Below are 24,559 nucleotides of genomic sequence, written 5' to 3'. Positions count from 1 at the left end.
AATAGTAACCCATCCCAGCATTTTATGGCACAAAAAGTATTGATCACCGGAGGAACAGGTTTAATTGGAAAAAGACTTACAGCCTTATTACTTCAAAAGGGATACGAAATCGCTTTTCTTACCCGAAAAAAAGTAAATATTCCTTCGGTAAAAGTTTATGAGTGGGATGTAAAAAAGAATTACATTGAAGCTGGTGCGCTGGAAAATACAGATTATCTGATACACCTGGCAGGTGCTGGTGTTGCGGATGAGCGTTGGACAGAAGAACGAAAACAGGAAATATTCAGCAGCCGAATAGATAGTATCGAGCTAATCGCCAGAAAATTTAAAGAATTAAATATAAGGCCAAAATCCTTTGTTTCAGCATCCGGAAGTAGTTATTACGGAGAAGACACGGGTGATATTCAGCATACAGAACACTCGCCTCCCGGAAAGGATTTTTTGTCCGAAGTGACGATTGAATGGGAAAAGGCAGCAGATCAAATTGCTGCGTTAGGTGTAAGAACTGTCAAATTGAGGACTGGAATTGTTTTAAGCAACGACGGTGGTGCGGTACCGAAAATGGCACAACCAGCAAAACTTGGGTTTGGTGCACCATTAGGTTCTGGAAAACAGTGGCTTTCCTGGATCCATATCGATGATATTTGTGCGCTTTATATCCAATGCATGGAAAACGATTTCTGGACTGGCGCTTATAATGCTGTCGCGACGCCTCCTGCCACAAACGAATATTTTACACAACTCATTTGTAAAGCGTTAGATAAACCCCAGTGGCTTCCAAACGTTCCTGCGTTCGCGCTCAGGCTGACTTTCGGTGAAATGGCAAATGTGGTATTGGGAAGTAACTATGTTATCAATCAGCGCATTCAGGACGAAACCGATTTTCAATATCAGTTCCCGGATTTATTGGATGCTTTGAAAGATGTGTTAAAAAATTGACTTCGGCTGTCAGCTTTCAGCAGTGTACTTTAAGATCAGGTTCAATATAAACTCAAATTCACTTTTAAAACTGATAAGTGTTTATATTCAAAAAAATTGAAAGCCGACCGCTGAAAGCCGATTGCCAACGCTATTCCTCTTCTTCATCAGACAATACCTGCCGCGTTTCAAGCCATTTGTCACGCTGGATTTTCGCCTTAAAATCGTCCTGGACATTTAGCTGAATATTTCCGTTACTGAACGTGGTCATCTGCAAACCGACAAAACTCAGTGCTTCATTCAATCTGGCTTCTAATGGTTCATTTGTAAAAATGCAATCCTTCCAATACCAATCCAGTTTTTCACCAGCCACTTCTTCCACAATATCCTGATAATCCTGAATGGTATACCCAATGAAAGGCTTGCCAAAACGCTGCCAAAGAATTTGCATAACCGTGTCCAGAGAAACTTCATGATTAGACTTTTTCCTTAGATATAAGTCCAAGATCATCGCAACCAGTGCGCCTTTGTGATATACAGACACTTTGCGATGAGGAATTCCTTTCTCATAACCATCCAGCCAAAGATCAAAAGACGACTGAGCCAATGATTGCGCGGCCGATCCATTATTTTCAAAATGCCGCTTCATGTATACCTGCAATTCTTTTACGTATGCTTCGTCGTTGAAAACGCCGGCGCGTTTTAAAAATAAATCACCATAATAGGTTGTGCAGCCTTCTGCCACAAAACAAGTTTCAAAATAATTTTCTTTGGTAAAATCGTATGGCAAAAGTTCGATAGGGCGAATTCTGATGATATTCCAGGCATGAAAAAGTTCATGCGAACTCACCCCCAGCAAATCAGTATACAATCCTTCTCCTTCATCATCAGGCCCCAAAACAATCATGGTAGAGTTGTGATGTTCAACTCCGTGGTAAAATGCGTGAGGCAGGATCAGGTTCAGGAAATGATAATCTTCCTCCGGAAATTCCCCCATGGTCGCAATCTGTTCCCTGGAAAATCTTCTGAAATCGCGTTGGATACGTTTCCAGTTTGGTTTCAAACGGCCATGCATCCAGATATGAAACTGGACGCCGCGAACAGTATAATCTGATTTTTGTAAAGTTTCCGAGGCGAGCAACGGACTGTCTACCAATTGATAAAAATCCTTAGCCACCAATTGATGACGTCCGTGCGATGGTAATCCACATGCAATTTCGAAAGTTTCGGGTAGTGCAAGTGTTATAGAATATTCATCATTAATCCGGCCTTCTGTATAAAAACAAAAATTGATGAAATTCAGATACCATAGCTCCTCATCGACATAACTGCTACCTGCATTTTGGATTGCTGCATAATAAGAATAACGAATCTGAACTTCTTTTTCATTGTTTGTCGTAACCTCCCAACGATCCTTCGTGATTTTGCGTAATGGCAGTTTATCACCATTAATTGAAATTGCTTCAATAAATTGAATATTTTTGGCAAAATTTTGAATTTCATATCGTCCCGGCCGCCATGCAGGCAACTGAATTTCAATGTGATCCGTTGTGATTTCAGGAATTGTGTAGGTGATTACTAAGAAGTGAGAAGCAGGGTCAGTTACAGAAATATGATAATGCATAGGTAGTCAGGCAGTGAATGAGGCAGAATTGATGAGGGCTTAATCAACAATAAACCAAAAGTTAAGAATTTTGCGTTAGTATTAACAATATTAAAATAAACCAATTAGAAATGAAAAGGAAAATCCTCCTATCCTGCTTATTTATCATCACACTATCAATTAAATCAGTAGTATTTGCCCAAACCGACGAATATTACCGCCCGGATACTGTGAAAAAAGAAAGACCGATCAGAAACGAAATACCACCGGTAGAAGAAAAGGCGCCGATTGAAAAACAAAAGGTTGAAAGTGATTTAAAAAATCTTGCGTTTAAGGAAAGAATAAGACTTGGCGGAAGTTTTGGTTTGAGTTTCGGGACATATACAAATATAAATATATCCCCTATGGTGGGATCTCAAATTACTGAGAAATTAGTTGGCGGTGTCGGTGCTACTTTAATGTGGTTTAAATCAAAATATTACGGCGTAAACTCAGTCTATTATGGAGGAAAGGGATTTCTGATGTATCAAGTAGTACCAATGATAAATATTATTGCTGAATATGAATCAATGAATGTTGTAGCTGATACATTTATTAAATACGACGCCAGGAAATGGATAGGTTCCCCTATGTTGGGAGCATCTTACTCTCAGCCTACTGGTGGCCGCCTTATACGAGCTGTACATTTCACCGCGTTGTATAACCTAAATTACAATAATCAGATAGATGATTATGGAAATAATATTTCGCCTTATGGAAGCCCGTTTGTATTTCGTGTAACGTTCCTTTAAAAATCCGTACTTTTGTAAAAACAACATTCTGCACGTTTTGAAATGTCGGTTTGAAAAATCAAGTTTCTCCAACTGACAAATAAATTCCACCCAGATTCATTAACAATACAATTACCTCTTTCATCGGACCAACTTTGTCCTGATGGATTTTATTTAATTATGGAAAATCCGGTTTTAATTTTTGGTGCAGGTTCTTTAGGAATGCAAGCACTTGATATTTTTAGAAGAAATAATGTGCTTGTCTATGGGATCCTGGACGATAACAAAGAATTGCATGGAAAAGAATTCGGCGATGTAAGTGTTCTAGGCGCCACTGACGACGAAGCTTTTATTAATATCATTGGCGAAAAATGTGAAACTTTTGTTGCTGTTGGCGAGCGCACAGTTCGTAAACAATTGACGGAAGGAATAAATGATCGTTTTAAAAGTATGCCTGTTAACGCGATCCACGAAAGTGCAATAATTTCTGATATGGCTGCCGTTGGTCATGGCAATTTATTTGGAGCACGCGTTGTCATCGGTCCATTATCCACTTTGGGAAGTCATTCTTTATTCCAAACTTCATCCGTGATAGAAACCTATGTAAAGATCGGTGACTATGTTACAGTTGGCGCAGGCGCCGTGATCAATGACCGCGTGACGATTGGTGATGGTGTGTTTATAGGATCAGGAGCAATCATCGTTGCCGGTATAGAAATCGGTAAAAACGCAAGAATTGGCGCAGGGTCAGTAGTCGTGGAAAATGTACCGGCAAACAGTACATTTTTCGGAAATCCTGCACGTAAGATCTAGGTCTTATTATAGGAAAAAGTCAATACATATTGGGAAACAGCATATTCAATGTTAAATCCCTCAGTTCAAATCAATAAAAATTGTAGATAGTTTTTTTATTAACACGAAAAGACACTACCTTTGCAGTCCTTTTGACAGAAATAGTGAAAGAGCTAAGTAAATACAACATAGACATTTACGGTTTGGAAGACAAACAGTATGACTATGATATGGAGTCGGGAGACGCTTTTTTTGAAGAATTAGAGCAGGATCTTATTGAACGCGGCCAATTTAAAACACACGTGGTTTTAAAAAAATCTGCAACAATGCTCCAGTTACATTTTCATACTGAAGGTTCGGTGGAATTGACCTGTGACCGTACTTTGGAACCGTTTGAGGAGCCTATTATTTCGGATGATCAGATTATTTTAAAATTTGGCGACCGTGATGAAGAGCTGACCGATGAAATAGAAATCATCAACCGAAACACGAACCGGATTAACGTTGCAAAATATGTTTTTGAGTTTATAGCACTTTCGCTGCCGGTAAAAAAGTTACATCCAAGCCTTCGTGAGGAAGGACCTGGTGATGAAGATGCAGAAGAGGATGAAGTGATTCTTGTTTACTCCTCAGAAGATAAAGAGGCGAGCGAAGAGGACAGTGATTCAGAAGAAAAAATTGACCCACGTTGGGAAGCATTAAAAAAATTAAAAGGCAATCAGGAGTAATTCTGAACTGCGATATAAAAGTTTTTCAAACCGAATATTAACATACAGAACATAAAGCATCATGGCACATCCTAAGCGGAAAATTTCCAAGACCCGTCGCGATACACGCAGAGCACATGACTTCCTTACAGGCAAGCAATTGTCAGTTGATTCTTCAACTGGGGAAATCCATCAGTTCCACCGTGCGCACGTACACGAAGGAAATCTGGTTTATAGAGGCAAAGTTGTTGTTGAAAATTATGCCAAAACGGTTTAATTTTTGATAATGAGAATGCTAATTTCGCAACAGCCTTATAAAAGTTGTTGCGAAATTCTTTTTTACTAAGGCACAACTGCTAAATTTACACCTTCGATTTCTAACTTTTAGTACAAAATAACAGCGTGTAAATGAAAATTGCGGTAGATGCTATGGGGGGAGATTTAGCTCCACAAGCAATAGTTGAAGGGGTTATGCAAGCCACTTCCGAACTGCCATCGGATGCCCGAATCGTGTTAATTGGCCGGGAAAGTGCTATTTTGGAGATATTTCACCAGAATAACTTTCCGACATCAGCTGTTGACATTATTCATGCCGAAGATGTTATTGAGATGGGTGAGCACCCTACAAAAGCTCTTTCTCAAAAGCCTAATTCAAGCATAGGAATTGGATTCAAGCTTCTGAAAGATAAAGAAATTGACATCTTTTGCAGCGCGGGTAACACCGGAGCGATGCACGTAGGTGCTCTTTTTAGCATAAAAGCTATTGAGGGAGTTTTAAGACCAGCCATTGCAGGTTATGTACCGCAGGTTGGAGGCGGATATGCCATTATGGTGGATATTGGTGCCAATGCAGATTGTAAGCCTGAAGTATTGGCGCAGTTTGGAGAAATCGGCTCACTATTTGTTCAACATACATTCCAGGTTGAGCGCCCGCGTGTAGCATTAATGAATATCGGTGAAGAAGAACAGAAGGGTTCATTGACTGCTCAGGCGACTTATCCGCTGCTCAAGGATAACAAAAAAATCAATTTTATCGGGAATATTGAAGGGAAAGACCTCTTCACTAACAAAGCAGATGTGATCGTCACCGATGGTTTCACAGGGAATGTTTTGTTTAAGTTAGGAGAATCTTTTTATGAAATTGCCAAACAAAAAGGGATTCAGGATGATTTTATAGATCAGACAAATTATGAATCGATCGGCGGAAGTTCAATTATCGGAGTAAATGGTAATGTAATGATTGCCCATGGTATATCTTCGCCGCTGGCAATTAAGAACATGCTTGGTTGGGCATATAAACAAGTCAAATCAAAAGCTTATCTGCATATTGCAAATGCCTTGAATTGATATATGATCGATACAGCTATATTTGCGAAAACTCTGATACTATTTTTTACCAAAATTCACTTGAATTTTGAATGCTAGAAATTAACCATGACCCACGCAAGAGCCTCTATAACAGGAATACACGGGTATGTGCCTGACTATATTCTGACAAATGCTGAATTGGAAACGATGGTGGCGACAAACGATGAATGGATCGTTAGCCGCACCGGCATTAAGGAACGTCGCATACTCAAAGGAGAAGGTTTAGGAAGCTCACATATGGGCGCTGAGGCTGTAAAAGGGTTACTTGCCAAAACCAATACGTCTCCGGAAGACATTGATTTAGTAATTTGCGCCACTACAACTCCCGACTTTATTTTTCCTGGTACTGCCACTCTGATCTGTGATATGACAGGCATTAGAAATGTTGGAAGTTTTGATATCCAGGCTGCATGTTCCGGATTTGTTTATGCACTTACAATCGGCTCTCAATTTATTGAGACTGGAAAATATAAAAAAGTAATTGTGGTCGGTGCTGATAAAATGTCAGCGATAGTCGATTACACAGATAGAAAAACCTGTATACTTTTTGGTGATGGAGCGGGAGCTGTGCTTCTTGAACCTGACACGGATGGTTATGGAATCATAGATTCCATTATTCGTTCTGACGGTGTTGGATATCCTTATCTGCATCAGAAAGCGGGAGGAAGCCGTTATCCGCCTACACACGAAACAATTGACAACAAATGGCATTCTGTATTTCAGGATGGCTCACAGGTTTTTAAATTTGCCGTGAAGAATATGGCTGATATTTCAGCTGAGATCATGGAAAAAAATAATCTTTCCAGTGAAAATGTTGCATGGCTTGTTCCGCATCAGGCGAACAGACGAATTATTGAAGCAACAGCTAACCGAATGGGTGTGGGTATGGATAAAGTGATGTTGAATATCCAGAAATACGGCAATACAACTTCGGCCACTATTCCACTATGTTTGTGGGACTATGAGTCACAGTTGAAAAAAGGAGATAATCTGGTATTGGCTGCCTTCGGTGGAGGATTTACCTGGGGAGCTATCTATTTAAAATGGGCTTTATAATAAAGAAATGAATAATGGACATGCTTCATTATTCATTTTGTGTTTAAGATTTTACAATAATTTTGCATTACTTATTAATCAAACATGGCAACGACTGCAGATTTACGTAACGGACTAGTAATACATTACAACCACGATCTGTTTCAGATTACCGAGTTTCAACATGTAAAACCTGGTAAAGGAAACGCTTTTGTTCGTACTAAAATGAAGAGCCTTACCTCTGGAAAAGTATTGGATAATACATTTTCTTCTGGTGCTACTATTATTCCGGTTCGCGTAGAAAGACATAAATTCCAGTTTTTATACAAGGATGAAAGTGGTTATAACTTCATGAACTCAGAAACGTTCGATCAGGTATTGATCGACGAGAAACTTGTAACAGCTGCTGATTTGATGAAGGATGGACAGGAAGTAGAAATCCTGATCAACACGGAAACAGATGCAGCATTACTTTGTGAATTGCCCCCATTTGTAGAATTAGAAGTGACCTATGCTGAACCAGGCTTGAAAGGAGATACTGCAAACTCTCCGAAAAAAGCGATTGAGGTAGAAACGGGTGCACGTATCATGGTACCTTTATTTATTGAAGAAGGTCAGAAAATCAAAGTAGATACCCGCACTTACGACTACGTTGAACGAGTAAAATCATAGGCTACAATTCCTACAACTGTATAAACTTGACTAAATGGAAACTAAAGAAATTCAGAAACTAATTGACTTCATCGCCCAGTCTGGTCTTGATGAAGTAAACATTGAAACAACGGATCTTAAAATTAAGGTAAAAAGATACGGGTCAGCGCCGGTTGTATCTGCTGCTGCTCCTTCGCAATTTTCTGCTCCCGTAGCCAACACGCTCTCAGCATCGGCCGCTCAGGCTGCTGCCGCATTGCCCTCGGCTCCGACTGCTTCTCCGGAACCTGCGGTATCTTCAAATCTGGTTACAATTAAATCGCCAATGATCGGTACTTTCTATCGTGCCTCAAATCCTGAAACGCCTGCTTTTGCAAGCATCGGAGATGAAATCACGCCTGGAAAAACGGTTTGTGTGATTGAAGCAATGAAGTTGTTCAATGAAATCGAATCTGAAATCTCAGGAAGAATTGTAAAAGTTTTGGTTGAAAACGCCACTCCGGTAGAATTTGATCAGCCTTTATTTCTTGTTGAACCTGTATAACGGTAATGACCGGTCTTCAAAAACTTAATTAAATTACATGTTTAAAAAGATTCTCATTGCCAACAGAGGTGAAATTGCACTACGTGTGATCAGGACCTGCCGTGAAATGGGTATTAAAACGGTTGCAGTTTATTCAACTGCCGACCGCGACAGCCTTCACGTACGTTTTGCTGACGAAGCTGTTTGTATCGGACCTCCGCCAAGCCGTCAGTCTTATCTAAGTATACAAAATATTATTTCTGCTGCCGAAGTTACAGGCGCAGATGCTATACATCCGGGATACGGATTTTTGTCAGAAAACGCTGAATTCTCTCAAATCTGTGCTGATTACGGCATCAAATTTATTGGAGCCACAGCCGCTCAGATCAACGGAATGGGCGACAAGGCAACTGCAAAAGCGACCATGATTAAAGCGGGCGTTCCGGTTGTTCCAGGTTCGGAAGGTTTACTTGAATCGGTTGAGCAAGGCAAAGAATTAGCGATCGGTATTGGATATCCTGTTATTGTGAAAGCAACAGCCGGTGGTGGCGGACGCGGTATGCGTATCATCAACAAACCGGAAGAGTTTGAAAAGGCATGGAACGATGCCCGTACAGAATCTGCTGCGGCTTTCGGAAATGACGGTTTGTATCTTGAAAAATTTGTTGAAGAACCACGTCACATTGAAATACAGATCATCGGTGATCAGTATGGCAAAGTTTGTCACTTGTCAGAACGTGATTGTTCTATTCAGCGTCGTCACCAGAAATTGGTTGAGGAAACGCCTTCTCCTGTTGTAACACCTGAACTTCGTGAAAGAATGGGTGCGGCTGCTATCAAAGGTGCGCAGGCAATCGGTTATGAAGGCGCGGGAACGGTTGAGTTTCTGGTTGACAAATACGGTGAATTCTTTTTCATGGAAATGAACACCCGTATTCAGGTTGAACACCCGATTACAGAAGAGGTGACTGATTTTGATTTGATCAAAGAACAGATCAAAGTAGCAGCTGGTGAACCGATTAAGGGTGTTAATTACACACCTAAATTATATGCAATGGAATGCCGTATCAATGCGGAAGATCCTGCAAATGGTTTCCGTCCGTCTCCTGGAAAAATCACAAACCTGCATTTTCCTGGTGGTCACGGTATTCGTATTGACTCACATGTTTACAGCGGATATACGATCCCGCCAAACTATGATTCAATGATTGCGAAACTGATCGTTAGCGGCCAGTCGCGCGAGGAAGTAATCACAAGAATGAAACGTGCTTTGCAGGAATTTGTGATTGAAGGTATCAAAACGACCATTCCTTTTCATATCAAGTTGATGGATGATCCTGGATTTAAATCCGGTAATTTCACGACCAAGTTTTTGGAATCATTTGATTTCTCAACGCTTTAAACGCAGAGTGACCGGAGTTTTTCCGCTGTGTTCAGGGAGTTTTAATTGATATAATATTTTGAAAAGGTGTTTGGTTTTTGATAACCGGGCATCTTTTCTGGTTTTGAGGTTTATCTTAAAATTAAGTAGCTTTACCTTACCAACTTACATACTATGTCAACGATTATAACGGATATCAATCAGCTGGATTTGGATGGGACTTACACCTATGCTGATTATTTGTCGTGGAGAATCGAAGAACGCCTGGAATTAATTAAAGGCAAAATTTTCAAGATGTCACCTGCGCCTTCTTTGCGTCATCAGAAGATATCGGGTAGGTTACATTTGGAAATGGGCCAGTTTTTTAAGAATTATTATGGTCAGATTTTTTATGCTCCGTTTGACGTAAGACTTCCCAGAAAAGATTCGTTGGCAAGTGATGGTAAAATTTTCACAGTTGTTCAGCCGGATCTTTGTGTGATTTGTGATGAAAATAAATTGGATGAAAAAGGCTGTTTGGGTGCTCCCGATCTGATTATTGAAATTCTTTCTCCTGGAAATTCAAAGAAGGAAATGAATGAAAAATTTGATCTGTATGAAGAAAGCGGTGTAAGGGAATATTGGCTCGTGGAACCTTCTGATAATGCAGTATATATCTACGTCCTGAATGAAGACGGAAAATATATTGGTTTAAAACCTGTAACAAGTATTCTTAAATCCAGCATTTTCCCTGATTTGGAAATTAATTTAGAAGAGATTTTTGGGTAGAAAGTCTCGACACAACCGTATCTGATGAAATATTTATATATCTTTCTTTTAGCTATTATAATTTTAGCTTGTAAAAAAACAAAAATCGATCCCGCACCCCAGTTCCCATCTACACTTTATTTGAACGGTATTACCAAAAAGTCTACAATCCGCTTATTTACAAATAAAGGAGAAATAACAGATCAGTCGGCGATTGATAAATTCATTAAAGGCACAAAAGGTTTTACCAGAAAAGACACATCATTTATCTCCGACGAAACGCTAATCTTCTTCTCTGCAGATTCCGCTGGAATACCAAATTTATTCAATTCATTGACTGTTGTAAAAAAAGAAAATCAGCTTATTTTTAAGTCGACAAATAGGAATATAATATCGGATGCCCAGCTGTCTTCGAACTATAAGATGACAAAATATCAAAGTGAGATCGAGCCTGTTTGGGACGGTAAATTTAGCGTTTATAACATGCTGGTTGGTTACGGAAACTATTCCGCATTAAATCTGTCTGTTTTTGAATACAATAGGATAGGCTGGTATATACAATGGAATTGGAGTGATGCTTCATCGCCTGATATATGGGATAAATCATCCTCATCAGGAACCATATTCAATGAGTTTAATGAATCTTATATAAATTCAGTCGGAAAATATGACACGCTTGCCATTCAAGAATATTTTTATTCTTTCAGAAAGAGATAATATGACTACCAATATTTAACGTAAAAAAACAACATTAACTGTATCAAAAATAGCTCGAATCAAACCGATCCGGGCTTTTCTGTTTATAAACATACGCTAACTTTTTTATTAAACTGTTTCAGGCACCGTATAAGGCGCGCGATATTTCCTAGTCAGATAAGTATTTGCATCGTCATCTCCTACAAACTTTTCTGTCTTGGGATCAAAAGTTAATGCACGGCCTGTCCGGTATGCGATGTTTCCCAAATGTGCCAATCCAGATGATAAGTGAGCAGTTTCGACAGGAGCATTCAACATCTTAGAATCCCGTGCTACTACGGCATCAATAAAATTTTTGTAATGATCTCCCCCAGCCTTGCGCGTCGGCCCTGGCTTTTTGTCTTTGCCCAGGAAAATCTCATAAGAGTCGTATCCTTTTACGACCAGATATCCCTCGCTGCCATAAAATATATTTCCAATACCTACGCCACCCTCCTCATTTGTTATCCAGGGGCGTACCTCAAATTCAATGATTTTTTTTTCTTTCGGATAAATAAAAGATGACGTCAACAGTTCAGGTGTTTCTTTGGCATCATCCCAGAGAAACTTCCCACCGGCTGACGTTATTTTTTCGGGAAAAGTATCCACGCCAAGTCCCCACATACACATATCGGTTTCGTGGATTCCCTGGTTTCCTATATCCCCGTTCCCATAGTTCCAATGCCAGTGCCAGTTATAATGTACGTAATTTTTTGAGAAAGATTTCATCTCCGCCGGGCCCGTCCAAAGATCATAATTCAATCCCGCAGGAATGGGTTCTGTTCCTTTATTTCCAATATCCGGTCTCCATTTGTACACCAGGCCACGAGCCATATAGACATTGCCAATTAGACCGTCCCGCATAAATTTTACTGCTTCCTGCAGCGCCTCCGAACTCCTCAACTGTACGCCATGCTGCACAATCCGCTTATACTTATGCGCCGCTTCCACCATTTTCCGTCCTTCATGAAGATTATGTGAACCGGGTTTTTCAACATAAACATCCTTTCCAGCCTGACAAGCCCAAATCGCTGCCAGCGAATGCCAGTGATTCGGTGTTGCAATACTTACTGCATCAATCGATTTATCATCGTAAACTTTTCGAAGGTCATTTTCAGTCTTTACCTTTTTCCCGGGATTTTTCTCAGAAAATTCTTTTGAACGGGTTTGCAAAACCACATCGTCCGGATCGCATAACGTAGCAACTTCAACATTTGCCAGTTTTGAATAACCTTTTATATGATCTTGTCCGCGGCCATTTACTCCAATCACCGCAACCCGAACTCTGTCATTAGCACCAAAGGCACTAGCCGGAATAATTGAAGGAATAGAAAAGGCTACGGCAACGCCCGCAGAGTTCCTGATGAAATCGCGGCGGGAAACTTCGCTTTCTTTTTTCATGAATCGTTGATTTAGGAATTTTAGATTTTGTCAGGTGAGAAGAGAAAGTTTCGGTATGATATTGATAAATAATGTGTTAGACGAATTATTCAAATCATAACCCCGAAATAATTAACTCTAAAATACAATTAATTTATTATTTAATGCCAAAATATAAACTTTCTACTCGTTTATTTTCTGAATTATTTCCTCAATTTTGAAATACCGTTCTTACCTGTATGACAACAAAAAAGAGCGCCGAAAAGCGCTCTTAATTTTCTATAAATTGAACCTAAATCTTAACCTATAAATTACCAACGACCTGGTGAATGGATTTTACTGCGTTTATACCCGCATCTTCACTTGGCAAGCCGAATAATGATTTTTCTTTAATAATATTAGCAACGTTTTCTGGAACAAGTTTTTCCCATCCAGGCTCACCACGTTTAATTTTTTCAAGCACACTGTCAGTTGTAATGTGCATGTGTTCTTTGTTGTAATTAATAATATCTTCAATCTTGTTATTGATGATAAGATACTGGAACAAAGGACGTAAGTGATCAGGGACAACAAAATTCTCGCAGCTGTAAACTGAGCCGTCTGGTTGTAAAGTCGGATAAATGAACAATTTCACTTTTCTGCTGAATAATGTTGCGAAGGATTCCAGGATACCACCAGGAAGAAATTCATAATGTTTTTCTTCAAAAATATCCTGCAAACTCGGGCTGCCGAGCAACAATCCCGCTTTCAATTTTGACAGTCTTGAAAGATAAGCCACAAGCCGGAAATATTCATGGTGATTCGAGATCATTACCATATGTCCCAGAGAACACAAAATATCAACCCGGTCAAGGAAATCTTTTTCGTCAATATCTTTATCGGATCCTTTCAGGTTGTGCAGAGTAAGCTCCGAAACCAGAACCACTTTCGATTCATCCACATCCGGCTCAGCAAGAAACTGTTTTTGTCCGTTGCTGATCAGGTCAATATGAACGTTGGTGATTGGGCGCAAACGTCCGCGCATCATCAAAATATGTTTTTTGTATAGCGCTTCCGAAGGCTGCAAAACACCGCCGTCAGAGCCAAATAAAGCTGCATCTGTAAAACCATTTTTAACAAGACGAAGGCTCATCAATCGGTTGTCAACTTTCACAAAATCCGGGCCGCTGAAACGTACCATATCAATTTCTATCCTGTCGGGCGTAAGATCGTCCATCAGGGATAACAGGAGTATTTCAGGGGACTTGTGGTAAAAGAAACATCCGTACATCAAATTTACACCGATAATGCCGAGTGCCTGCTGTTGAAGAAGGTTTTCGTCATCCCGCATACGTACGTGAATAACCACATAATTCGTAGGCCCAAGTGGGGCTAATTGAAATTGTAAACCGATCCAGCCATGAGATTCATTGGTTTTTTGAAAATTAAGCGCAACAACTGTATTAGCAAAAGCAAAAAATTGACTCTCCTCGCCTCTTTTCTCCTGAAGACGTTTTTCAACCAGGTTGTATTCCCGGTTAAGCATCTTCATCAATCTTGATTCTACGACATACCGCCCGCCTTCTTCCGTTCCATATATTGCATCGCTGAAAGTCATATCATAAGCCGACATCGTCTTCGCGATTGTACCTGATGCACCGCCTGATTTGAAAAAGAACGCCGCCGTTTCCTGCCCCGCACCAATTTCAGCAAATGAGCCATAAATTCGGCGGTCAAGATTAATTCGTAACGCCTTTTGTTTCGTACCGAGATTCTTTTCGTACATATCAATTCTGGGTTAGATGAAGAGCTCTACTCGTAAATATAAGAAAAATCCCATTCTTAATAGTTATTAAGAATTACGGATTCTATATTAGAACCGAAAAATTCTATATAATATTATTTTTACCGGATAGATTTAAATTATTAATTTATATGGCAGCTGATACCAAGTTCTTGTTTACCTACGGCACTTTAATGCGTGGATTTCCGAATCCGTTCGCTCAGCGGCTGCATAGCCTATCAACATTCGAAGGCTCAGGAACATTCCCAGGATTGCTATATAAAATCAGCTGGTATCCGGGCGCTATTTATGACGAAGACGCTGACAGCCAGGTCTATGGAGAAATTTACAGACTTGAAGAGAAAGAAATTTTATTAAAAGAACTGGACGAATACGAAGATGTCCTTGAAGACGAGATACTAAGTTTATATGTAAGAAAAATAATCCCCATCCGAATGCAGGACGGAACGCTAATATCCTGCTGGGTTTATCTTTACAATCAGGATTTAAGTAGCCTGCTAAAAATTGAAAGTGGAAATTTCAGGGATGTCAGTCATTAAGATTTAAAATAAATATAATATCAATTCTCATTTACTTTCTCTCCAATAATCCGTAATCCGTCGAGTGTAAGCTTTCTGTCTATTTCAACAAACTCATCCCGGAGCGTATCAATAATGGAAGACAAACCGCCTGTCGCCACAGCAATACATTCCCCACCCATTTCGGAACGGATCCGATGAATCAATGATTTCACCAAACCTTCATATCCAAGCAAGATCCCGGCTTGTATAGACTGAACTGTATTTTTCCCAATCGCTGATTCCGGGAGCTTTAAGGGTACTTCGGGAAGCTGGGCTGTATTTGCAAATAATGCTTTTACGGCTGTTACTAAACCCGGCAAAATTGCCACACCTAAAATCTCCCCATTTTTTGAAACAGTTGTAAAAGTCAGTGCTGTACCGAAATCAACAACCACGCAGTTTTGCTGATAACGGTTCATCACCGCCACGGCGTTGGCAATCAGATCAGCTCCTAATTCATGAGGATGATCAATTGCAATGCTTAATCCTGGATAAGTATTTGGCCCCACGGTGATGGTTTCAACCTGAAAAAGCGAACGTAACATTTTTTGAATAACCGGCGTAAGATCAGGGACAACGCTGCTTAAAACTACCGTATTGACCGCGTCAAACGATATACCAGCTTCCAGAAAATGGAGCATCAACTTCGATGCATAATGGGATTCACTTTCCTGACTAAGGGAACGCTCACGCCAGATATGCGACCAGGCGCCCATTTGATATAGTCCAAAAACAGTATCCGTATTACCAACATCGACAGCAAGCAGCATATTCAGATTTTTATATTAAGAGAACAAATAAAAGCATTATCGAAATAAAACCGCAACGAAGGCTATTTTTAAGCTTAGTTTCTTTTTTGTTTGATACTACATTTAATACTTTTACAAACAGCCAAAACTTCGCTTTCCTGTTACTTTGTAATAAGAAAATTTCATCCCGATTTAGTAAAAACATGTATCACTTGAATGATTGCCGGTTTCTAACATTCTTTATACTTCTCTTTTTAAATACATTATCAACGACTGCACAAACTGTTCCGGAATGGAAAGATCCTGAAATTATTAGTGTCAATACGGAAAAAGGACGTGCAGATTTTGTGCCTTATGCCAATGAAAAAAGTGCACTTCAGACTGATAAAAAATCTCCTTTTGTTCGCTCATTAAATGGCAGCTGGAAGTTCAAATGGGCTTCCCATCCTTCCAAAGCTCCTTCTGATTTTTTCAAACCCAGTGTTTCAACGAGTAATTGGGATGATATTCCTGTTCCTTCCAACTGGCAGGTTGTAGGCGCAAGAGAAGGCAGAGCGTACGACAAACCGGTTTTTACCAACATCAAACATCCGTTTAAAGCAAATCCGCCGAGCATTGACGCCGACACAAACGCAACTGGACTTTACCGCACAACGTTTAATGTATCCGAAAGCGACAAAGGCAAAACGTTTTTCCTTCAGTTCCAGGGTGTTCAGTCGGCTTGTTATGTATGGTTGAACGGCGAGGCAATTGGTTATCATGAGGATAGTATGACGCCTTTTGAATTCAATGTCACAGAAGATATTAAATCCGGGAACAATGACCTGGCGGTTGAAGTAGTTAATTGGTCGGACGGAAGTTATCTGGAAGATCAGGATTTCTGGCGGTTATCCGGGATTTTTCGTGACGTCAACCTGATTATGGTTCCGGATATTCATATCAACGATTTTTCTGTACGTACGGATCTGGATGCAAATTACCAAAATGCAACATTGAAGGTCAGCACGTTTGTAAAGAATTTTTCCAAACTGGCGGCAGCCGGAAATCAGCTGGTATTGACTTTATATGACGACAAAAAATCAGTCGTTGTTGCTCCAATGAATCATCTGATTGGCAATCTTGAATCAGGCGGCGAACTTCCGGTCCGTATTGATATTCCGGTTAGTAATCCTAAAAAATGGAGCGCAGAAGAACCTAATCTTTACACGCTTACCATACAAATTCTAAATTCAAACGGCCAGAAGATCGAGGCTGTAAGCCAGCGGGTAGGGTTCAGGGATATTAAAATAATGGCCGGTCAACTTTTGGTGAACGGAAAGGCAATTACGATTAAAGGCGTTAACCGCCACGAATTTGATCCAGAAACTGGTCGGGTGATAAGCCGGGAGTCGATGATCAGAGATATCACGCTGATGAAACAGCATAATATCAATGCCGTCAGAACTTCACACTACCCGAATATTCCTGAATGGTATGATCTCTGTGATGAATACGGCTTGTATGTGATGGATGAAGCCAATATCGAGAGCCACGAACTATGGCAGAAAAATATCATCCTGGCTGACAAACCACAATGGAAAGCTGCATTTTTGGCAAGGGGAACTGCCATGCTGGAACGCGACAAAAACCATCCGTCAATCATCATCTGGTCATTAGGAAATGAATCAGGCATGGGCGCAAATTTCACGGCGATGGCTGATTATATCCGTTTGTCAGATCCTACACGCCCGATTCATTACGAAGGAAGAAGCAATTACAAACCAACGACATTAAGCAGTTTTGATATTATTTCAGTGATGTATCCGTCGGTCAATGATATGATCGAATTGGTAAAAAAAGATAAAAACCGGCCCTTGATTGTCTGCGAATATGCACATGGAATGGGAAACAGCATTGGAAATTTCAAGGAGTATTGGGACGTTATTGAGAAATATCCCACCATGCAGGGCGGCTTTATCTGGGATTGGGTTGATCAGGGCTTGCAGCTCAAAACATCTGAGGGAACAGCTTACTGGGATTATTTTAATTATATCGACGGAGCAAATGCGGGTGACGGGCTCGTAAACCCAGACCGCATTCCACAGCCGGAAATCAATGAAGTAAAAAAGGTTTATCAGTATGTAAAATTTGAAACGCCTGATACGCTTCGCGCCGGTCAGCAGCAAATTACAATCAAAAATAACTATGATTTTATATCGCTGAAAGATTATGAACTGGTCTGGTCTTTGCAGCAAAATGGCAAATCTGTTGATGATGGGAAGTTGGAAGATTTTTCTGTTCTGCCAAAACAATCTCAACAGCTGACCATACCTTACAAAATCCCTGTTAGTAAAAAATCAGTTTCTAATGGTGGTTATGAATATTTTTTAAACCTCAGCCTACGTCTTAAAAAGCAAAATTCCTGGGCGCCTGCGGGTCATGAAATTGCTTCATACCAAGTGCCGGTACAAGTTGAGAGTGACGAGCCGAAAGATGTTGCCTATACACGAAGCCCGGCGTTAAGATTATCCCTTGTTCGGGGAAAGGGAGTGACCGTCAGCGGCCAGAATTTCTCGGTCAGTTTCAACAAGAAAAGCGGAACAATTTCTTCATTTATGTACAAAAAAGAAGAATTGCTGGAATCCGGATTAAATGCCAATTTCTGGCGCGTTCCGACGGATAATGATGAGGGGGGCGGAAAACAAAGTTTTGCCGCACAGTGGAGAAAGGCAAATCTGGATTCTTTGAAACTAACAGGAACTGATCTGCGTGTGGAAAAACTTAATCCCCATGTTTATAAAGTTACGTTAAAGAAAAGTCTGAGAAGCAGAGCAGGCGCCATGATCGTTAGTTCAGTTTATACCGTTTTTGCCTCCGGTGATATCCATGTACAAAATACATTTACCCCAACCGGCGAATGGCCTTCTTTGGCAAAAGTGGGTATGCAGTTCCAAATGCCGGTGAGCTACAATCAGGTGGAATGGTACGGAAACGGCCCGTTAGAAACTTATGCAGACCGGAAGACCAGTGGACAGATTAGATTATATGCTGGAAACGTATCTGACCAGCATTTTCCATACATCAGTCCACAGGAAAACGGAAATAAAACAGACGTTCGCTGGGCAAAAGTTACAAATGAAGATGGACTTGGACTAATCGCGATCAGTGATTCAGTGTTTAATTTCAATGTACATGATTATACAGACAAAGAATTACTTGCGGCCAAAGAACGTGCTTCGGTTTTCGCCAGAGGTAATTCAACAACCGTTAATATCGATCTTGCACAAATGGGATTAGGCGGTGACGACAGCTGGTCGCCTCGTGTACATGAGCAGTACCGACTGCCAGCAAAACCTTACTCCTATTCTTTCAGACTGAAAGGGATTGATAATGCTTCGAATATTGATCAGATCACACACTCAAAATTACCTACTATTTCTCCAAAAATTATTGAGCCCGTTGCATCAGAAAATGATGGTCAGGTGGAAGAAGGAGATGCGGAAGCTGCCGATGAAGAAGAAGTTATAAAACCAACAGCAAGAAAATATTCTTCAAAATATTCAAAAATAAAAAAGAAGAAACCGACCCGTAAAAAAAGGTCGGTTTCCAGAAAAAAATCTAAAAAGAAATCTGCTTCCAAAAAGAAAAGAAGGAGAAGAAGATAATTTCCGGATATGCCCTCTCCTACTTTTTATAAGGCGAGAGGGTATATTCTACTTTCACTTTTATGGATTGGGCAATTTTCACAAAAACGATCTGCGGCACATCGATTTTATGGTCTACCAAAGCCACTTCAAAATCGGAAGTCAGGCTAATTTTCCCACCGTCGATTTTTAGTTTTCCTTTTATAGTTCGGTTTTTACCGACACCATGAATGGTAAAACTACCCGTTGCCGACACATCATAAGATCCGTTTTTAGAAAAATCGATCACCTGATCCAACTTCCCGCTGAACGTTCCGGTCGGATATTTATCAGACTCGATGTAGTTTTCATTAAAATGTTCCTGCATCAGTTTATTTGGAAAAACAAAGTCCCGCATATTCATTCTGATGGCAATTTCATTCTTCGCCGTATTAAGCAAAACTTGCGTTTTTTTGTTCTCAGCGTTGATATTTTCCATCGGTGTTTCGGATGAAAATTTTGTATTTCCTGCCGCAGTAGCAAACATGCCGCCCTGGGCAAAAGTTATCCCCGATACTCCTGAAAACGTAAAAAGAAGAATCACGCTCAGGACTATATGATGTTTCATAAATGATCTGTTTAGTTATCTGGTCTGCTTGCTTTTCTTGTCAAAACTGAAAGTTCTGGAAATATTAAATCCGTAATGAACATCCCCTTTCCCCCAGCTTCCGGTCGTTTCTCCGATGAACTGCTTCTCAATCATACCAAGCGAATTGGTAAAATGAAGCTGAAAAACGTGTCCGCCGGTATCAATATCGACGCCAAGCGCCATGGAATCATAATATGGAAGTGTCGAGTTCTTATCCCGTGCTGCCCAGAAATATTCCGCATTGACGGAGACTCGTTTGCTCAGTTTAAGCCGTCCGCCTAAACCCAGGGAGAAAAGTGCTCGCTTATCTCCCTGCAATTCGGGCAGATTTCGATATAGATAGGTTGGTGTAATTTGCAGAGAAAGTTTTTCGCTAAATTTTCGGGCAACAAGTGCCTGATACACATAGGTAAGCTTATTTTGAAAACTTCGGGTCAGTTCTTCTTCTGTCACCGGACGAACCGTCCGGATGGCGGCGCTTCCAAAAAGTGTTACAGAAACCGGGATTTGCTTCGCTCCGGTAGATTGTTTAATCAGCCGGTATTTTCCAAAAAAATCAAACGCTTTTTGTTCCGTACTTCGTCCCACACCGATCATCAAGTCGTCGGTCAGGCCATATTCAAAACCCAGTCGTAAGGTTGCCTGGTCTAATCCGTATAGTTCATAAGAACCGGAATTTAATCTTCCAAAACGGTGTGAAATACGAAAATCCATATGATTTTTCTTCACCGTTTCTACCGAATGCCCGTTAATAATCCTTGTGGATTTAAAGGTTGCCTGTACTGGTGAAGTGCTGTTACTATCCAGTTTACTTAGTTCTCCAAGAAGGTCATCCTGTGCATGAAGTGTTGTTGCTGCAAAAGTAAAAATGATTGCGAGGCGGAGTGCTTTCATTGTTTTCGAAATTAAGCTGTTACCGTTAATGTATTTCCGTCCGCTGAGATGACGGCTTTGTATGCTTTGAGCGCTGCTGTTGCCGGCCCTTTATCCACTGTTCCCGTCAGCGTGAATTCCGATCCGTGGTTATCACAATAAATGTCATTTTCCCCGGATCTGTATTGCACTGTTGTTCCGGCATGTGTACAGGCTTTCGAAAGTGCTACATAGGCCGAAGCTGTCGAGAAGGCCACGATCAGATCACCAATAATTGCGAATGAACCAGCGGTTTTCAACTTGGTATAAGTAGCGTTTGTGAGGTCAACGGAAAAACTAATCGCACCCGCAGAAGTCGTAGCATTTCCGGTCACGCCCGAAGAAGTACCCGGCGTGGTCGGTGTGGTCGGCGTAGAAACCGGATCCATTTCTCCTGTGCTGCATGAAGTCAGCGAGCCAAGGCAGTAAACGGCCATGAGTGTGGATGTTCCAAGGCTGAGACTTCTAAGAAATTCTCCCCTTTTCATTGTTTCTTTTTGCGTAACGTTCATGATAAAATAATTAGGAATGAAAAAAATTGACACAAAGACTTCCTGTCCCTGGATTTTCAGGGAATGGCCATGATGTAAAAAAAAATGGTATTACTTATTTAAAATTAGGGGTGTATCGTATTGAGAACCAGATACCGGTCGTGAACAAATTAACTTTTCCATAACCCACTTTCTTGATCGGAACCCTGACATAAGGTTCTGCCAAAAGCGAGAGTTTGTTTGAAAAACGATATTCATATCCCGCCGAAGCATTCAAGTGGCTAAGCCAGTACCAGCCTGTTGCTGCATTTTGTTCGTAATATTTTGCATTGTAAGTATGTGGTGCATAATTGTATTCATACTTTTCATCTTGCATATAGTAAGAAGATGTTCCAGCTCCTACAAACCAGCGAGACCGATCACTTTGGGATATGTCATAACGTAAATTCAAAGGAACTTCAATGACCTTACAAATCGCATCAACGCTAGTTGGCCGCGCTTTCTGATCGTTCCAGTAACTTGGCCATTCATATTCTCCCGGTTTGGCATTATACCCTTTCGAGCTTCTCATCAATCCGGTTTGGAAGTACAATTTTGGTAGAAATGAATACTCAATCAATAGCGAAACCGCCGTTCCTGGTTTTGTAAAGTTTTTCAGACCAACCGAACTCAAATCCGGAGAAAAACCAAACCGAACTGCAAATTTTGGTGTCAGTTCTCTTTCTTCCTCAACTGCTTTGGTTGGTTCCGTAATTTTGGGCGTTTCAACTTTTTCAATTTCCGGTAACTTGTTTGATTTCTTAGTAACCAATGCTCTCGATTTTAGCAGATTCGCATTTATCTGCGATCTACTCTGCACAGCTTCTGAATTGAATTCAGTTGATATTTCAGATGTATTCTCGCCGTTAGCAACCGGAGAAACTGGTAATTTATTCTCTTCATCTTTTGAAGTTTTCAGATTATCTGAATTGGTTTCAGTATTCAGTTTACTGTTCCCAACTATCACATTCTCCTCGCTCGAAGAACTTTCTTTCTGACTTCGCGAAGTTTCCGAAGACTTATTTTTAGAATAAAATGCCCCGTCAACCCTTCTCCCAATAGAACGGTCAGGTTCTAAGTACACTCCGCCTGTCTTAGACCAGCGACGGGGCAGTATCTTCTTGCTTTCAGCTTTCCTGATTAATTTTTTATCAGAAGATTTATTGGTCAAAAATTCTTCATTCTGCTGTTCCCGGTTATTTTTAAGTATCTGATTCTTGTTATCAATTTCCTCATTTTCTACATCTAACTTCGTTTCCGAGCCTGATTCATTTAAAACAGTTTCATTCGAATCTTGAACAATCTGCTCGTTATAAATCTGTCTCGTTTTTTCTGACATCTTTTTCTCAACAGGAATAAGGCTCATATTCACTTTTCCGGTTTCTTCGTCTTTTGTCAACAAATAGGTCGTCAACCCTGCAATAAAAAGCAAAGCCAGCAAACCAATCGGCCACCATTTTTTGAATAATGCGCCAGGGGTTTTTCCATCCTGTTCATCTAACTTTCTCTTCAACGCATTCCAGTCGTCGGGGTCGAAAGTGGAATCAAGCTCTTCGGAAGACTTTCTGAAGAGCTTGTCCAGTTCGTCATCTGGAAACTCTTTCATAATTGTCTATATTTATCTTGGATAGCATAATTCTCAATTTCTCCCGTGCCCGCGACAAGTTTGACTTTGAAGCTCCTACGGAAATATTCAATTGTTCGGCAATTTCTTCGTGTGTGTATCCATCAATCACAGCCAGACTGAACACTAGCCGGTAAGCGGGTGTCAGATCCTGAATAAGGCTGATTATTTCTTCATGCGCCATTTTGTTGATAACTGTTTCATCTACAACCACCTGATCCGCAGCTTCCACATCATCCAAAACTTCATGACGAATTTCATGGCGGTAATGATCCAGTGCGGTGTTGATCATTATCCTGCTCAACCAGTTTTTAAAAGAACGGCTTTGATCGAAACTATCCAGCTTTGTGAAAATTTTCAGAAAGCCATCATTCAGTATCTCTTTTGCCTCTTCCCGGCTTCGTGTATAGCGCAAACAGATGCTCATAGCGTAGCCATAAAACTGTTTATACAACAGCTCCTGACTTCGGCGGTTCTTTTTCAAACAGCCGTCGAGTAGTTCATGAAGAACGGCGGAGTTATACTCGGGCATGTCTTTCTTTTTCTTACTATTACGAGGTTATCAGCATAGGGGTTGCGTGGCTAGGAAATCTTTTTTAATAATTTGTTTATTATGTGATTTTAGGCAAACCGTCCCGGCCGTTCTGTGTTCCTGATAAGGAATTCACCTGACCGGTTTCGCAGAATTTTAACTAATTTTAAACAAAAATAAGTGAATGAAAATTAAGCTAAGTAGCTGATTTTAAATTATGGAGCAAGATATTCTGTGGGTTCAAAGATTTCAAAATTTTAATAAAGCATTTTCAAAACTTGAAAGTGCAATTCAAGTCCAACAAAAAGAAGGCTTGTCCGAACTTGAAAGAGAGGGACTCATACAAAGATTTGAATATACCCATGAATTGGCCTGGAACGTCATGAAGGATTTTTTTGAAATGGAAGGAGATGCCACGATCATGGGATCCAGAAGCGCAACGCTCGAAGCTTTCAAAAAAGGGCTGATTACTTACGGAGAAAACTGGATGGATATGATCAATAGCCGGAATTTGACAACGCATACCTACAATGAAGAGGTTGTTGATGAAATAACGAAAAAGATTATTGCCTCATATTATCCTGCCTTTAAAGAATTTCAAATTAAAATGACAGAGTTTCTAATTTGATATGGAATACGGTTTAAAAGAAAATATTATTCAACGCATTCAATCTGTTTTATCAAATTTTCCGGAAATTGAGGAAGTTACTCTTTATGGATCAAGAGCAAAAGGAAACTACAAAAATGGTTCTGACATTGATCTAACATTGAAAGGTAAAAATCTTACACTGCTCATTTTAGGAAAAGTAGATGAACAGCTCGACGATCTTTTACTGCCTTACACTTTTGACTTGTCCATTTACCATCAAATAAATAGCCGGAGCTGTTGGACCACATGAACAGAGTTGGCAAGTTATTTTTCAGTAAAAAACCTGAGAACTAATTTTTTCCCAAACCATGACAAATCTCAATTGTCTGACTTCTTATTCTTGCCACTTAATTATCAAT

General features: G+C 40.3%; 25 protein-coding genes. 16 read left to right on the top strand and 9 right to left on the bottom strand.

Annotated features, from left to right (window positions below; genetic code table 11):
• The first annotated feature begins 24 nt into the window (after positions 1–24).
• Complete coding sequence (locus L0657_RS19095) at positions 25–939, top strand: TIGR01777 family oxidoreductase (RefSeq protein WP_235152351.1); 915 nt, start codon at positions 25–27, stop codon at positions 937–939.
• Between the two features lie 130 nt (positions 940–1,069).
• On the opposite strand, the gene L0657_RS19090 is transcribed toward L0657_RS19095, so the two are convergent.
• Positions 1,070–2,542 (bottom strand): M61 family metallopeptidase, encoded by a 1,473-nt coding sequence (locus L0657_RS19090; RefSeq protein ID WP_235152350.1) that lies wholly within the window; start codon positions 2,540–2,542, stop codon positions 1,070–1,072.
• A gap of 110 nt (positions 2,543–2,652) precedes the next feature.
• Here L0657_RS19090 and L0657_RS19085 point away from each other — a divergent pair, with 110 nt between their 5' ends.
• The 11 genes from L0657_RS19085 (at position 2,653) to L0657_RS19035 (ending at position 11,212) form a co-directional block, all read left to right on the top strand.
• Positions 2,653–3,312 carry a hypothetical protein gene (locus L0657_RS19085; RefSeq protein ID WP_235152349.1) on the top strand — a complete coding sequence of 220 codons (660 nt, stop codon included), beginning with the start codon at positions 2,653–2,655 and terminating at the stop codon, positions 3,310–3,312.
• A gap of 159 nt (positions 3,313–3,471) precedes the next feature.
• Positions 3,472–4,104 carry an acetyltransferase gene (locus tag L0657_RS19080; RefSeq protein WP_235152348.1) on the top strand — a complete coding sequence of 211 codons (633 nt, stop codon included), beginning with the start codon at positions 3,472–3,474 and terminating at the stop codon, positions 4,102–4,104.
• Between the two features lie 143 nt (positions 4,105–4,247).
• The gene (locus L0657_RS19075; protein WP_235152347.1) at positions 4,248–4,811 is read left to right on the top strand and encodes a DUF177 domain-containing protein; all 564 of its coding nucleotides are present in this window, start codon (positions 4,248–4,250) and stop codon (positions 4,809–4,811) included.
• A 61-nt stretch (positions 4,812–4,872) separates the two neighbouring features.
• Positions 4,873–5,067, top strand: coding sequence for a 50S ribosomal protein L32 (gene rpmF, locus L0657_RS19070; protein ID WP_090337350.1), 195 nt, complete (start codon positions 4,873–4,875; stop codon positions 5,065–5,067).
• A gap of 131 nt (positions 5,068–5,198) precedes the next feature.
• Entirely contained in the window at positions 5,199–6,137 is a 939-nt protein-coding gene (gene plsX, locus L0657_RS19065) for a phosphate acyltransferase PlsX (protein ID WP_235152346.1), read from the top strand.
• 87 nt (positions 6,138–6,224) lie between these two features.
• A complete protein-coding gene (locus L0657_RS19060) occupies positions 6,225–7,214 on the top strand; it encodes a beta-ketoacyl-ACP synthase III (RefSeq protein ID WP_235152345.1) in 990 nt (329 codons plus the stop codon).
• 84 nt (positions 7,215–7,298) lie between these two features.
• A complete protein-coding gene (gene efp / locus L0657_RS19055) occupies positions 7,299–7,865 on the top strand; it encodes an elongation factor P (RefSeq protein ID WP_235152344.1) in 567 nt (188 codons plus the stop codon).
• Between the two features lie 34 nt (positions 7,866–7,899).
• Positions 7,900–8,388 carry an acetyl-CoA carboxylase biotin carboxyl carrier protein gene (accB, locus tag L0657_RS19050; protein WP_235152343.1) on the top strand — a complete coding sequence of 163 codons (489 nt, stop codon included), beginning with the start codon at positions 7,900–7,902 and terminating at the stop codon, positions 8,386–8,388.
• Between the two features lie 37 nt (positions 8,389–8,425).
• Complete coding sequence (gene accC, locus L0657_RS19045; protein WP_235152342.1) at positions 8,426–9,769, top strand: acetyl-CoA carboxylase biotin carboxylase subunit; 1,344 nt, start codon at positions 8,426–8,428, stop codon at positions 9,767–9,769.
• A 153-nt stretch (positions 9,770–9,922) separates the two neighbouring features.
• Positions 9,923–10,516, top strand: a complete 594-nt coding sequence (locus L0657_RS19040; RefSeq protein WP_235152341.1) for a Uma2 family endonuclease — start codon at positions 9,923–9,925, stop codon at positions 10,514–10,516.
• A 24-nt stretch (positions 10,517–10,540) separates the two neighbouring features.
• Positions 10,541–11,212, top strand: coding sequence for a hypothetical protein (locus tag L0657_RS19035; RefSeq protein WP_235152340.1), 672 nt, complete (start codon positions 10,541–10,543; stop codon positions 11,210–11,212).
• Between the two features lie 108 nt (positions 11,213–11,320).
• On the opposite strand, the gene L0657_RS19030 is transcribed toward L0657_RS19035, so the two are convergent.
• Positions 11,321–12,631 carry a Gfo/Idh/MocA family protein gene (locus L0657_RS19030; RefSeq protein WP_235152339.1) on the bottom strand — a complete coding sequence of 437 codons (1,311 nt, stop codon included), beginning with the start codon at positions 12,629–12,631 and terminating at the stop codon, positions 11,321–11,323.
• 283 nt (positions 12,632–12,914) lie between these two features.
• Positions 12,915–14,375, bottom strand: coding sequence for a TonB-dependent receptor (locus tag L0657_RS19025; RefSeq protein ID WP_235152338.1), 1,461 nt, complete (start codon positions 14,373–14,375; stop codon positions 12,915–12,917).
• Positions 14,376–14,524: 149 nt separating this feature from the next.
• Between L0657_RS19025 and L0657_RS19020 the strand changes: the two genes are divergently transcribed.
• Complete coding sequence (locus L0657_RS19020) at positions 14,525–14,932, top strand: gamma-glutamylcyclotransferase (RefSeq protein WP_235152337.1); 408 nt, start codon at positions 14,525–14,527, stop codon at positions 14,930–14,932.
• 20 nt (positions 14,933–14,952) lie between these two features.
• On the opposite strand, the gene L0657_RS19015 is transcribed toward L0657_RS19020, so the two are convergent.
• Positions 14,953–15,723, bottom strand: coding sequence for a type III pantothenate kinase (locus tag L0657_RS19015; protein WP_235152336.1), 771 nt, complete (start codon positions 15,721–15,723; stop codon positions 14,953–14,955).
• A 182-nt stretch (positions 15,724–15,905) separates the two neighbouring features.
• Here L0657_RS19015 and L0657_RS19010 point away from each other — a divergent pair, with 182 nt between their 5' ends.
• Complete coding sequence (locus L0657_RS19010; protein WP_235152335.1) at positions 15,906–19,346, top strand: glycoside hydrolase family 2 TIM barrel-domain containing protein; 3,441 nt, start codon at positions 15,906–15,908, stop codon at positions 19,344–19,346.
• A 19-nt stretch (positions 19,347–19,365) separates the two neighbouring features.
• On the opposite strand, the gene L0657_RS19005 is transcribed toward L0657_RS19010, so the two are convergent.
• The 5 genes from L0657_RS19005 to L0657_RS18985 all read right to left on the bottom strand — a co-directional run bounded on the left by L0657_RS19005 (position 19,366) and on the right by L0657_RS18985 (position 23,551).
• Complete coding sequence (locus L0657_RS19005) at positions 19,366–19,932, bottom strand: YceI family protein (RefSeq protein WP_235152334.1); 567 nt, start codon at positions 19,930–19,932, stop codon at positions 19,366–19,368.
• Positions 19,933–19,947: 15 nt separating this feature from the next.
• Positions 19,948–20,847 (bottom strand): DUF5777 family beta-barrel protein, encoded by a 900-nt coding sequence (locus L0657_RS19000; RefSeq protein ID WP_235152333.1) that lies wholly within the window; start codon positions 20,845–20,847, stop codon positions 19,948–19,950.
• An 11-nt stretch (positions 20,848–20,858) separates the two neighbouring features.
• Positions 20,859–21,377 (bottom strand): ubiquinol-cytochrome c reductase iron-sulfur subunit, encoded by a 519-nt coding sequence (locus L0657_RS18995; RefSeq protein WP_235152332.1) that lies wholly within the window; start codon positions 21,375–21,377, stop codon positions 20,859–20,861.
• 94 nt (positions 21,378–21,471) lie between these two features.
• Positions 21,472–23,001, bottom strand: coding sequence for a PorT family protein (locus tag L0657_RS18990; RefSeq protein ID WP_235152331.1), 1,530 nt, complete (start codon positions 22,999–23,001; stop codon positions 21,472–21,474).
• Positions 22,982–23,551 carry an RNA polymerase sigma factor gene (locus L0657_RS18985; protein ID WP_235152330.1) on the bottom strand — a complete coding sequence of 190 codons (570 nt, stop codon included), beginning with the start codon at positions 23,549–23,551 and terminating at the stop codon, positions 22,982–22,984. The genes L0657_RS18990 and L0657_RS18985 overlap by 20 nt, the downstream gene beginning before the upstream one ends.
• 217 nt (positions 23,552–23,768) lie before the next feature.
• Here L0657_RS18985 and L0657_RS18980 point away from each other — a divergent pair, with 217 nt between their 5' ends.
• Both L0657_RS18980 and L0657_RS18975 read left to right on the top strand, forming a co-directional pair.
• The gene (locus tag L0657_RS18980) at positions 23,769–24,179 is read left to right on the top strand and encodes a nucleotidyltransferase substrate binding protein (RefSeq protein WP_235152329.1); all 411 of its coding nucleotides are present in this window, start codon (positions 23,769–23,771) and stop codon (positions 24,177–24,179) included.
• A gap of 1 nt (position 24,180) precedes the next feature.
• Entirely contained in the window at positions 24,181–24,450 is a 270-nt protein-coding gene (locus L0657_RS18975) for a nucleotidyltransferase domain-containing protein (RefSeq protein ID WP_235152328.1), read from the top strand.
• Positions 24,451–24,559 lie beyond the last annotated feature (109 nt).

The organism is Dyadobacter sp. CY345, from assembly GCF_021502725.1.
Lineage (GTDB): Bacteria > Bacteroidota > Bacteroidia > Cytophagales > Spirosomataceae > Dyadobacter.
The sequence above is the reverse complement of the archived record's forward strand: the minus strand, read 5'-3'. Positions and strand labels throughout refer to the sequence as shown.